At 56.0% G+C, this 12,242-nt stretch carries 9 protein-coding genes; 4 read left to right on the forward strand and 5 right to left on the reverse strand.

Features of this window, described 5'->3' with window-relative positions; all coding sequences use genetic code 11:
• Positions 1 to 6 precede the first annotated feature (6 nt).
• The 5 genes from ACWKXT_RS21505 to hrpB all read right to left on the reverse strand — a co-directional run bounded on the left by ACWKXT_RS21505 (position 7) and on the right by hrpB (position 9,327).
• The gene (locus ACWKXT_RS21505; RefSeq protein WP_454533364.1) at positions 7 to 2,484 is read right to left on the reverse strand and encodes a fimbria/pilus outer membrane usher protein; all 2,478 of its coding nucleotides are present in this window, start codon (positions 2,482 to 2,484) and stop codon (positions 7 to 9) included.
• Positions 2,485 to 2,503: 19 nt separating this feature from the next.
• On the reverse strand, positions 2,504 to 3,217 hold the full coding sequence (locus ACWKXT_RS21510) for a fimbrial biogenesis chaperone (RefSeq protein ID WP_454533365.1): 714 nt from the start codon (positions 3,215 to 3,217) through the stop codon (positions 2,504 to 2,506).
• A 42-nt stretch (positions 3,218 to 3,259) separates the two neighbouring features.
• Positions 3,260 to 3,832: a fimbrial protein gene (locus ACWKXT_RS21515; protein ID WP_454533366.1), complete on the reverse strand. Its 573-nt coding sequence runs from the start codon at positions 3,830 to 3,832 to the stop codon at positions 3,260 to 3,262.
• 333 nt (positions 3,833 to 4,165) lie between these two features.
• On the reverse strand, positions 4,166 to 6,688 hold the full coding sequence (gene mrcB, locus ACWKXT_RS21520) for a bifunctional glycosyl transferase/transpeptidase (RefSeq protein WP_080328734.1): 2,523 nt from the start codon (positions 6,686 to 6,688) through the stop codon (positions 4,166 to 4,168).
• A 209-nt stretch (positions 6,689 to 6,897) separates the two neighbouring features.
• Positions 6,898 to 9,327 carry an ATP-dependent helicase HrpB gene (hrpB, locus tag ACWKXT_RS21525; protein WP_454533367.1) on the reverse strand — a complete coding sequence of 810 codons (2,430 nt, stop codon included), beginning with the start codon at positions 9,325 to 9,327 and terminating at the stop codon, positions 6,898 to 6,900.
• A 73-nt stretch (positions 9,328 to 9,400) separates the two neighbouring features.
• On the opposite strand from hrpB, the gene thpR reads away from it, so the two are divergent.
• The 4 genes from thpR (at position 9,401) to gluQRS (ending at position 12,231) form a co-directional block, all read left to right on the forward strand.
• On the forward strand, positions 9,401 to 9,955 hold the full coding sequence (thpR, locus tag ACWKXT_RS21530; RefSeq protein ID WP_454528318.1) for an RNA 2',3'-cyclic phosphodiesterase: 555 nt from the start codon (positions 9,401 to 9,403) through the stop codon (positions 9,953 to 9,955).
• Positions 9,945 to 10,649 (forward strand): DNA/RNA nuclease SfsA, encoded by a 705-nt coding sequence (gene sfsA / locus ACWKXT_RS21535; RefSeq protein WP_454533368.1) that lies wholly within the window; start codon positions 9,945 to 9,947, stop codon positions 10,647 to 10,649. The genes thpR and sfsA overlap by 11 nt, the downstream gene beginning before the upstream one ends.
• Positions 10,650 to 10,825: 176 nt before the next feature.
• On the forward strand, positions 10,826 to 11,281 hold the full coding sequence (gene dksA, locus ACWKXT_RS21540) for an RNA polymerase-binding protein DksA (protein ID WP_001155232.1): 456 nt from the start codon (positions 10,826 to 10,828) through the stop codon (positions 11,279 to 11,281).
• Positions 11,282 to 11,340: 59 nt separating this feature from the next.
• Positions 11,341 to 12,231, forward strand: a complete 891-nt coding sequence (gene gluQRS / locus ACWKXT_RS21545; protein ID WP_454533369.1) for a tRNA glutamyl-Q(34) synthetase GluQRS — start codon at positions 11,341 to 11,343, stop codon at positions 12,229 to 12,231.
• The last annotated feature ends 11 nt before the right edge of the window (positions 12,232 to 12,242 follow it).

The raw sequence follows: 12,242 nt of genomic DNA on the forward strand, positions 1-12,242 counted from the left end.
CCTCTGTTAATGACAGGTGACCGTTGCTTTGACGATCCCTTCCGGGCTCTGCGCGGGAATGTCCAGCGTCCCCTGACACTGCCGCTCGCGCGCTTCTCCCCACTGGACGCTAAATGTTGTTTTGCCGGACAACCCCGTCAGGTAAACCTCGCCGTCATCGCCAACGATGGCCGTGGTGTTATCCAGCGCCACCACGGCGCCAAACGGCACGGGCTTACCCGCGTAGAGCAACGTCACCAGTGCGCGTCGTCCAACGCGCGCATTGAAACTGGCATGCAGCGCGGCGCCTTTCGTCGGCACGAGATCCATTGTTGCCGCGTCGATATCAATATCTTCCCGATCCTGGGTATTGACCGTAATGACGTTGTGCCGGTAGGCGGTCAGGGAGGGAACAATCGCGTTACCAAAACGGTCGGTGGAAATGCCGCGCCCGTTTTGTACTTTGACGTTATCGCCATCTTTAATGTGCACGATGGCAAATGCGTCGCGTACGGGTTGCCCCAGCGTCACGCCATGCTCGTGTGCGACGATTGACCCCTGCGCGCTATAGTTCCACTGCCGATTATCGCCACCGTAGCTGTAGCCCATCCCCACCTCACCGGAAGATCCACGATAACGGCCCGACAGGCTGCCGCCGTAGCCCGTATCCTGGTTGGCATAGTTCTGCTGAAGGTTATAGCTCAGCTTGTTGTCTTCGAGAGCGGTACCGCCCAGCCCAACCTGATGCGAGACAAACCCGCCGCTGGCGGTATTAACGCTGTAGGTTGCCCATGAATCCGGCAGCCACTTTGATAACGGAATGTTGACCGTTAACGCCATTTGCCTGTCGGTATCGGCATCTGGCGTACGGGTCAGGTTGTAACTTATCGACCAGGTGATGTCGCGCCAGCTGGAGCTAAACCCCGCGCTGACGCTACGCTCATGGCCGTCCATATCCCAGTAGTCCTGCTGATAGCCGTTGAGATAGGCCGAGCCCCAGTCAGAAACTCGCTGGGACAGGTTGAGCTGCATGCGGCTACGGCGGTTGTTGGTTCTGCGGTAGGTATAAATGCCGTCATCGATCTCGCTGTCACGCTGATCGATCGCTTCCTGAAAGGTATAAAACCCCGATGTGGAGTAGCGATAGCTGGCAAGCGTGACGGTGGTATCCGTGTCGGGAATATCTTTTGAATACTGCGCCCGCCAGGATAAACCACTGGCATCGTCACGCCCGTCATCAAACGCGGTACGCGCGGCCGTGAGATCAACTGAGGCAGAGCCGAAATGCCCCAGATCGGCACCGAGCCCCAGCAGCAGTGCGTGATACAGTGATGCACCCAGCGCGCCGGTATACGCCGTGACTCCGTAAGGCAGGCCATAGATAGCCGTGCCTTGCGCAAAGGTCGGTTCGTCTTCACCTTCATTACCGCGATAGCGCCCTGCGGCCAGCGAATACTTAAAGCCGCCTTCCCGCTGTAGCACCGGCACCGATGCGCTGGCCTGTATAAAGCTGTGCTCGCTACCATCCGCCTCTTCGACGGTGACTTCCAGATCCGCGCCGGAGGTCACCTGGCTTAAATCACGGATCTCAAAAGGCCCCGGCGAGACGTTAGTTTGATAGATGATGTAGCCATTTTGCTTGATGGTAACTTTGGCATCGCTATTGGCGATCCCACGCACCACAGGCGCAAAACCTTGCTGGCTGACGGGCAGCATAGAAGTATCCGTTTCCAGCTTCACACCGGTCATCTGGACGCTGTCAAAAAGCTCACCATTGGTATACGTCTGGCCCATCTCCAGCTGGCTTTTCAATGATTTGATGTCACGTTGCAACGTGCTGGCGATGGCTTCCCAGCCGGAAGCGTCGCTCCAGGTGCTGTTATTCCGCAGTCGCCACGCTCCCAGATTGAGACCAGATTCCAGGCCAAGCCAGGTCGAAGCCGTTTTGCCCGCGCTATAGTGCTGCTGCGACCCGCTTAACTGATAGCTTGTCCACGCGGCAGGTGCCCCGTCATCCCAGAATTTTGGCGGAATGGCGCCAGCAGCAGCGCGATCGCGATACGCCTGCGGGATAACCAGCTTCAGGGTCTGGTTGTCCTGATCGTATTCGTAACGGGCATTTTCAATGAAATGGGAGATATCGCGGACGTAAGCACCGTCATCCAGATCCTTTAAATCCGGGATCGTGTCGACTTTTACGCCATAATCACGCAGATCGGCTTTCGTCAGCTCCGGCAGCAGGCGCTGTTTATCGTCGGACAGCACGTAGGAAACGCTACGTTTATCCAGAATGTCCCGATCCCACATAATGGTCGTAGGGTAGCTTCCTGCAAGTAACCCGTTATCCTTGATGAAGTTTTCGAGCGTAGAGGTATTTTCGAGGGGCGTATCCAGCTCAAGGATCCGCAGATTGAATTCGTCATCGCCACTTGCAGGCTGGATCGCGGCGAGCAGCGCCAGGGCGATCCCGGACAGTACCTGTTTGCGAAGCAGAGATAACGACATAAAATACCAACATGATTATTTAAAGTGCCTGCTTGCGTTGCGGAGTCTGCCCACCGAAATCATTGATTGCCGTCCAGGTCACCGTGCCCTTTGCTGATGCGGGTAACGCGAAACGCTGTTTGCTGAAGGGGGCAACCATCATGGAAATGGCACCTGGCGTGGTTTTGGTCTCTTTCACCGGCACGCTTTTCCCGCCAACGGCCAGCTCGCCAAACGAGACGTAAAACGGTGTCGGGTTATTTGCGATTAGCGTGTCACCCTGACGGTTGAACGTGATTTTTTCATAGGCACTCAGGGCATCGGTTTCTTTCAGCTGAGCGGGACGCCAGAAAAGTTTCAGACGCGTTTTCATCGCAAACTGCAGCGTGTTTTTCTCTTTCAGCTCAGGCGAGAGTGCCGATACGGATTTAACGTTCGCCAGAAACAGTGATTCGCGGTCCGCTGGCAGACTTTTTTTATCGCCGGTAAAAATAACGTGCAAAAGGGTTTGACGGTTTTCCTGCAATTTGTAAACGGGTGGCGTAATAATGAAAGGCGCTTTAGCGTCATTGGGATAACTGACCCAGCTCTGCACCAGACAACGTGTATGAGGATCTTTATTTTTAAGTGCTATCTGAACCTCAGACTTATTCGATGGATAAATAATTCGCGTACCACCGAGCACAACGCTTGCCTGCACTGAACAGCAAGAAATAATTAAACAACCACATAACAATTTAAATAAATTCTTCATACAACGTTCCAGAAGGCAGCCGTTCAGGCTGCCTGTAATTGCTTAGCGATAGATAACCTCGAATGTTGCAGAGGAGGAGTAATGACCCGCGGTTGGCGCGGTATCACCCACCTGAATCACTTTCGCGGTGTAGTTAAAGACAGAAGCCGTTGCTCCCGTCGCGTCGTTATTCACATCGGTACCTGAATCCGGTACTGAGCCATCGAAGACCACATCACCAGTAGAGCCATTATCATTGCTGACGATGATGCCAACGTTGGTTGCATTGCCTGCGCCGGAGAGATCGTTTTTCAAACGTTTGTAGGCGGCGTCTGTCGTTGTGCCACTGAACTTGAGGTTCAGTTTTGCGACCAGTGGGTCACATTTTTTCACTTCAATTTTAAACGCTTTAGAGGTACCCACCGCACCATCGGCGCCAAAGTCTGAAGGATAGGTATCCACAAACGTAACGGTGGAGGCGTTCGTTCCTGAGCCATCAACGTTAATTTCGCAGGTATCAGCAACAATTTTCCCGGCGAAATTCACCGTACCGGAATCATCGGATGCAAATACAGGCAGAGACAGCGCAGCCAAAACGCTCCCGGCTAAGAATGTAGAAACAACTTTTTTGTTCATAAAAAATATCCTTATATTTGACAATTGAGGCATCCATTAGCACTACAAATATTTGAGTCGAAATGTTATTCAACATGTTACACATGGCTGACTGGATAGGAATATCCTTTGAGCCAGTGAATTCCTTATGGCCATTACATCAGATTATTCTTCATTGCGTCCAGAGAGGGTAATGTTGCGTAACACGCAGATGATTACAACCGCATGTTTTAGATGAGAAAAATGTGACCTTAAAAATTCTAAATTAGATGTTTAATATTTTTAAAAATCGAAAAATGTAAAACATAAAAAAAGCCGCTTTATATTAAAGCGGCTTTTTATTCAGGGAATTAATTAATTCCCACCAAACATATCCTTGATCCAGCCAGCGACGCCATCGCTGTCTTTCTTCTCATTCTGCTGCTGCGGCTGTTGTTGCTGCGGCTGCTGCTGAGAGGATTGGTCGAACGGGTTGCCCGTTGGCTGTTCAGGTTGGCTCTGCTGGCACAGTGAGTCCGGGTTGGTCGTCCAGACAGGCAGAGTACGCATCCCGCCGCCGCAGACAAAGTTACCGGAACCATCCACGCCCATATCCACGATATCTTCCGGCGCAACCAGATTCAGCGGCACAGGAGACTGATTCGCCAGATAGCGCTGGTAAATCGACATCGCCCCGCTTGCACCGTACAGTTTGGTCGGCTGGTTGTTGTCACGGCCCACCCAGGTGATCACCACTTCACGGCCATCAATACCGGCAAACCAGGTATCGACATTGTTATTGGTGGTCCCGGTTTTACCCGCCAGGTGCAGACCCGGATACTTCGCCCCCAGTTGACGCCCGGTCCCACGCTGCACAACCTGCTGCATCGTCCACAGCGTCATATAGGCCGCCTGCGCAGGAACGGCACGTTCCGCCTGCGGGAAGCTCTGATACAGCACCGAGCCATCTTCGGCAATCACCGAACGCAGCGCCGAAAGCGGCGCACGGTTACCGCCGCTGGCAATGGTCTGGAACGCCTGCGCCACTTCGATTGGCGTCAGGTTAAGCGCCCCCAGAATCATCGCCGGTACCGGATGCAGCTGATCTTTCGCAACGCCAAGTTTCTGCCAGGTATCGACAATCGCTGGCAGCCCCAGCGCCATACCGAGGTTAACCGTTGGCACGTTCATGGAGCGGGTTAACGCATCCACCAGCATGACCTGGCCACTGAACTGTTTGTCATCATTCTGCGGTGACCAGACCTGGCCGTTAGGCTGGCGCAGGGAGATTGGCGCATCAGCAATCCAGGTGTTCAGTCGATAGAGGTTCGGCTGGCTCAGCGCGGTCAGATAGGTCGCCGGTTTTGCCAGAGAACCAATCGAACGACGCGCCTGCATCGCACGGTTGTAGCCCGCATACTGCGGCTCGGCGCCGCCGACCATCGCGCGTACTTCGCCGGTGTTACGGTCAACCACCACCATCGCGGTTTCGAGATCGCTCAGCTTACGCTGCTTCTTCAGCGCCGGAATACCTTCTACCGCAGCTTTTTCTGCCGCATCCTGCGCCACGGAGTCAAAGGTGGTGAAGATCTTCACGCCGGAGAGATCTTTGACCTTATCACCGAGCTTGCTTTGCAGTTCCTGACGCACCATCTGCATAAACGCAGGCTGCGGAGAGATCACCCCACCGCGCGGCTGAACGCCCAGCGGACGTGCGCTCAGCATGTCGTACAATTCCTGGTCAATGACCTGCTGCTGTTGCAGCAAACGCAGTACCAGGTTACGACGTTCCAGCGCCAGTTTCGGGTTACGCCACGGGTTATAAATGGACGCCCCTTTCACCATGCCCACCAGCAGCGCCTGCTGATCAAGGCTCAGCTCTTCTACAGGACGGCCAAAGTAGTACAGGCTCGCCAGCGGGAAGCCGCGGATTTCGTTATCGCCGCTCTGACCGAGGTACACCTCGTTCATGTACAGCTCAAGGATACGATCCTTGCTGTAGCGCGCATCCATCAGCACGGCCATGTAGGCTTCGTTGGCTTTACGCCAGTAGGAGCGCTCGCTGGAGAGGAACAAGTTCTTCACCAGCTGCTGGGTCAGCGTACTTGCCCCCTGCACGGTACGGCCCGCAGTCAGGTTTGCCAGTACCGCACGGCCAATGGAGTAGAGACTGATGCCGTCGTGCTCGTAGAAGTGGCGGTCTTCGGTTGCCAGCAGGGTATCCACCAGCAAGTCCGGGAAGCCGTTACGCGCTACGAACAGGCGCTGCTCGCCGTTGGCGGACGAGAGCATGGTGATCAGTCGCGGATCGAGACGGAAGAAACCGAACTGGCGATCGTTATCCATATTCTCGATGGTTTCCAGGCGATCGCCGTCAAAGGTCAGACGTGCACGCACCTGCCCCTCTTTGCTGTCCGGGAAGTCGAACGGACGGCGGATCATCTCAATGCTTTTCGCCTGCACGGTAAATTCGCCAGGTCGGGTCATTTTAGACACCTGACGATACTGGGTGGCTTCCAGCAGCTTCACCATCTCGTTCTTACTGATGGACATATCTGGCTCAAGGTTCACCATACGGCCATACACTGCCGCAGGCAATTGCCAGACTTTACCGTCGATACGGCTACGGATCTTCTGATCCAGATAGACGCCGTAAATCGCCATCAGCACAACAAAAACAATGAACAGCTTCAGCAGCAGCCAGAACCAGCCGCGCTTGCCCCGAGGCTTACGCCCTTTGCCTTTCCCTTTACGCGGCATCGGTTCTTCATCCTCATAATCGTCTTCATAGTCATCGTCATAGTCCTCATCTCTGAGGCGACGACGGCTTACCTTTTCTTTCGCCGGACGCGTGGGCTTTCCCTTACGTCCTATTGGCTCGCGGTCATTCCCCGCCATGCTTTTTCTCCGCAACTTTCAGGCGCAAAGGCCAGATTTTCTTTTCTTCCACAGGTCTGTGAAAGAAGAAATCTCTCAAAATAAACAGCAAGACTTTCCTGTCAGGAAAGTCTTTAGTGTTTTCTCCCTCTCCCCGTGGGAGAGGGAGAGGGCCGGGGTGAGGGCATCAGGCCGCACAATCCAGGCCGCACTCCCCTCTTTCACCTTACTCACGAATACTTCTTCGTCCGCCGCGTCGGCGCCGTATTCGCCGGATCGTTCGGCCAGACATGTTTGGGATACCGCCCCTTCATCTCTTTTTGCACTTCACGGTAGCTCCCCGCCCAGAACGCCCCCAGGTCGCGGGTAATCTGCAACGGCCGGTGCGCCGGGGACAGCAGTTCAAGCACCAGAGAAACGCGCCCTTCTGCAATGGACGGCGTGGTGGCTTCACCAAACATCTCCTGCATCCGCACTGCCAGCGCCGGAGGATTATCCTCATGATAACGAATGGCAATCCGGCTTCCGGTTGGCACAGTGTAATGCCCTGGCAGTTCACTATCCAGACGTTGACGTAATGACCAGTCCAGTAAATTCTGTAACGCGGTCTTAACATCAAGCGCTTTAAGGGCGCGCAGAGAGTGCACGCCGCTCATTTGCGGCAGCAGCCACTGCTCAAGCGTCGCGAGCAGCGTCTCATCATCCACCGCGGGCCAGCCGTATTCCGGCAGCCACTTCGCGGCGCAGTGCAGGCGAATGCGATACTGTTCAGCCTCCGGCGTCCAGTTCAGGACGCCCAGCCCCTTTTCCCGGATGCCGTTGAGCATCGCCTGGTGCAACTCTTCTTCCGACGGCTTCGCCAGCGGCTTTGTGCCGAGCGTCAGTTTACCAATCTGGCTGCGACGAAACGCCTTCAGCGTGCCCTGGGCATCATCCCACTCCACGATGTCCGATTGCTGAAGCAGCTGCGGGCAGTCGCGCGTCAGGGCGTCTATGTCCACGGCAATCGCCTGCAAAATACGCGCGTCCGGGGAGTGACTCCCCTGTAGCAAGAGCGGCGCAATCAGCCATTCATGACGCGTCAGGGCATCGTCGCTGTCCAGCATCGCGCCCATGCCGTTTGCCAGCTGATAGCGGCCATCCAGCCCACGACGGCGTGCAATCCTGTCGGGGAAGGCTAGCGCCAGCAGGGAAGCAATCTTATCGCTGTCAGGTGAACCGCCCCGGCTATTCAGGCGCTTGCACAGCTGCTGAGCGCGTTGCTGCCAGTTTCCCTGATTACGCGAAAACGCCTGCCCCAGATCGCTGCTGCCACCGCGCGGCGGTTCCTCAAGCATAGCCGCCAGTTTTGCCGCCGTGGCAATTTCATCTTCGCCTTGCGCGGCCACCAGCATCGCCGCCAGACGCGGATCGTTGCCGGCCGCCGCCATTTTCTGGCCGCGTGCCGTCAGCCGCTCGCCTTCCAGCGCGCCAAGCTGGGTCAGCAAGGTGCGCGCAGCAGCGAGGTTCACGGCAGGCGGAGGATTAAGCCAGGTGAGCTGTTCAGGATCCGGGCAGCCCCACTGCAGCAGATCCATCACCAGCCCGGAAAGATCGCTTTGTAAAATCTCAGGCGTGCTTTGCACAGCCGCACGTTCAGCCTGCTCCGCGCTGGTTAAATGCAGGCAAATACCCGGCTCAAGACGCCCCGCACGGCCCGCGCGCTGCACCATTGAAGCCTGGCTGATGCGCTGGGTAAGCAGTTTAGTCAGGCCGGTGCGCGGGTCAAAGCTTGCCACCCTCTCCTGCGCGCTATCCACCACCAGACGAATGCCTTCGATAGTCAAACTGGTTTCGGCGATATTGGTCGCCAGCACCACTTTACGCTGTCCCGCCGGGGCGGGAAGAATTGCTTTACGCTGCTCAGCAAGCGACAGCGCACCGTACAGCGGACACAGCAGAACGTCACCGCTTACCCGCGATGCCAGCTGCTCCTGTACGCGCTGGATTTCGCCCACGCCGGGTAAAAACAGCAGCAGCGAGCCGGGTTCCTGACGGAGCAATTCGGCGGTGGCGATGGCCACCGCTTCATCAAAGCGCTGATGGGCAGAAAGCGGCTGATAGCGACGCTCAACGGGGAAAGCTCGCCCTTCGGAGGCAACGATCGGCGCGTCAGGGAGCGTCTGCTGGAGCCGCTCGTTATCCAGCGTCGCCGACATGATCAGCAGCCGGAGGTCGTCGCGCAGCCCCTGCTGAACGTCGAGCAAGAGCGCCAGCGCCAGATCGGCCTGCAGGCTGCGCTCGTGAAATTCATCCAGAATCACCAGCCCGACGCCGGTCAGCTCCGGATCGTTTTGCAACATGCGGGTGAGAATGCCTTCCGTCACCACCTCAAGCCGCGTGGACGGGCCGACGCAGGTTTCGGCGCGCATCCGGTAGCCCACCGTCTCGCCCGGTTTTTCGTTAAGCAGTTCCGCCAGGCGCTGCGCCACGTTGCGCGCGGCCAGCCTGCGCGGCTCCAGCAGGATAATTTTCCCGCTGATATTCCCGTCTTTCAGAAGCTGAATCGGCAGCCAGGTGGATTTACCCGCCCCCGTGGGCGCGTTAAGCAGCACCTGTGGGGCATGTTGTAAGGCAGCGAGAAGCTCAGGAAGGACGACGGCGACCGGCAATGAGGACACTAACAGCTCCAGAGGGTTAACATTAGTCGGCGTACATTGTAGCATCGGCGCATATCATTACCGAGTCCCCCGTATGTCTGAGTCGAAACGGCTGTTTTTTGCCATTGAACTGCCCACCCCAATACAGCGTCAAGTTGTACGCTGGCGCGCTGAACACTTCCCGCCGGAAGCTGGCCGCCCTGTAGCGGCGGCAAACCTGCACCTGACGCTGGCCTTTTTGGGTGACGTCAGTGCCGAAAAACAGCGGGCGTTAGCCGCCATGGCCGGGCGAATATCTCAGCCACCGTTTACGCTGCACCTTGACGATGCGGGTCAGTGGCTGCGTTCGCGCGTGGTCTGGATGGGGACGCGCCAGCCGCCGCGCGGCTTATTACAGCTGGCGAATATGTTACGCGCCCAGGCAGCGCGCAGCGGCTGTTATCAGAGCCCACAGCCGTTTCATCCGCATATCACGTTGCTGCGCGATGCGGGGCAGGCCGTTGCCATCCCGCCGCCGGGTTTTCACTGGACTTTTCCGGTCAATGAATTCGCGCTTTACGAATCCGTCTTTGCACAGGGACGCACCCGCTACAAACCGCTACAGCGCTGGACGCTGGGCGACAAGATAAGGAATCCTGATGAAGTTTAGCCCTGCACTACAATCTGCCACGCTGATCCAACGCTACAAACGCTTCCTCGCGGACGTGGTGACGCCGGAAGGCGAAGCGCTTACTCTGCACTGCCCCAATACCGGCGCCATGACCGGCTGCGCCATGCCGGGTGACACGGTGTGGTATTCCACGTCAGAAAATAATAAACGCAAATATCCCCATACCTGGGAAATGACCGAGACGCAAAACGGGGCATTTATTTGTGTTAACACCCTGCGCGCAAATCAGCTGGTTAAGGAAGCGCTGACGCATGGCACTATTCCCGAACTGGTGGGTTACGGTACGCATAAAAGCGAAGTGAAATATGGCGATGAAGGCAGCAGAATTGACTTCATGTTACAGGCGGAAGACCGCCCTGAGTGCTATATTGAAGTAAAATCAGTGACGTTAGCGGAACAGGAAAATGGCTTCTTTCCGGATGCGGTAACGCTACGCGGGCAGAAGCATCTGCGGGAGCTGATGAGTGTTGCGGCGGCGGGCAAACGCGCCGTATTGCTGTTTGCGGTATTGCACTCAGCCATTGTACGGTTTTCCCCTGCCCGCCATATCGATCCTAAATACGCACAACTGTTGAATGAGGCACAAAAGCAGGGGGTGGAGGTTTTAGCTTATAAAGCGGAACTTTCTGCCGATAATATGACTCTGAGATCCTCTCTTCCCATTGTCTTATAAGGGATTAGAAGATTGATGAATTAGTGTTCTGGCCGCGTGCGCAAATACGCTTTTCCTCACAGGCTTGTCAAGTGTTACGTTTAGATAATTGCCATACGGAAAAGCATCTGCTATTTATAGCGACCTGATTTTTCCCCCAACACGGGGATCGATAGTGCGTGTTAAGGAGAAGCAACATGCAAGAAGGGCAAAACCGTAAAACATCGTCCCTGAGTATTCTCGCCATCGCTGGGGTGGAGCCGTATCAAGAGAAGCCGGGCGAAGAGTATATGAACGAAGCCCAGCTGTCGCACTTCAAGCGTATTCTTGAAGCATGGCGTAATCAACTCAGGGATGAAGTCGATCGCACCGTTACTCATATGCAGGATGAAGCTGCTAACTTCCCGGATCCGGTCGACCGTGCCGCTCAGGAAGAAGAGTTCAGCCTCGAACTGCGTAACCGTGACCGCGAACGCAAACTGATCAAAAAGATCGAGAAAACGCTGAAAAAAGTCGAAGACGAAGATTTTGGCTACTGCGAATCCTGCGGTGTTGAAATCGGCATTCGTCGCCTGGAAGCGCGTCCAACCGCCGATCTGTGCATCGACTGTAAAACGCTGGCCGAAATCCGCGAAAAACAGATGGCCGGTTAACACCAGCGCTGTTTACACACTCCAAAGGCGGGAGTCTCTCCCGCCTTGTTACTATTGATATGTCTGAATCACACTATATTGGGCGCTTCGCGCCATCTCCTTCCGGTGAATTACACTTCGGCTCATTAATTGCCGCGCTCGGCAGCTACCTGCAGGCTCGCGCCAGCCAGGGCAAATGGCTCGTCCGTATCGAAGATATTGACCCACCGCGTGAAGTTCCCGGTGCTGCAGACACCATTCTGCGTCAGCTGGAACATTACGGTCTTCACTGGGACGGAGACGTTCTGTGGCAGTCGCAGCGTCATGAGGCTTATCGGGAACGTCTGGCCTGGCTTAGCGCTCAGGGGCTCTCCTATAACTGCACCTGCACCCGCGCGCGGATCCAGAGCGTGGGAGGGGTTTATGACGGCCACTGCCGTACGCTGAATCTTCCCCCGGAAAATGCCGCCGTACGCTTGCTACAGCGCGCGCCCGTCACCCGCTTCCACGATCGGCTCTCCGGTGAGATTCAGGCGGATGAACGTCTGGCATGTGAAGATTTTATTATTCACCGTCGTGATGGTCTGTTTGCGTATAACCTGGCGGTGGTTGTCGACGATCATTTCCAGGGCGTCACGGAAATTGTGCGCGGGGCAGACCTGGTCGAACCGACCGTACGACAAATCTCGCTTTATCACCAGTTTGGCTGGACGGCGCCGGATTACATTCATCTGCCGCTGGCGGTCAATGCGCAGGGCGTTAAGCTCTCCAAGCAGAACCACGCCCCGGCCCTGCCAGACGGCGATCCGCGTCCTGTTTTGATCGACGCGCTGCGATTTCTCAACCAGAATGTAACCAACGAATGGCAGGATCTGCGCATTGACGAACTGCTGAAAATAGCCATTGCCAACTGGACGCTCGCGACAGTGCCAAAAATCCAGCATTCTCAAATGCGTTGCGCTGAGCTATGATTAGCCGCTTT

It is taken from the genome of Enterobacter sp. UPMP701 (assembly GCF_053709515.1).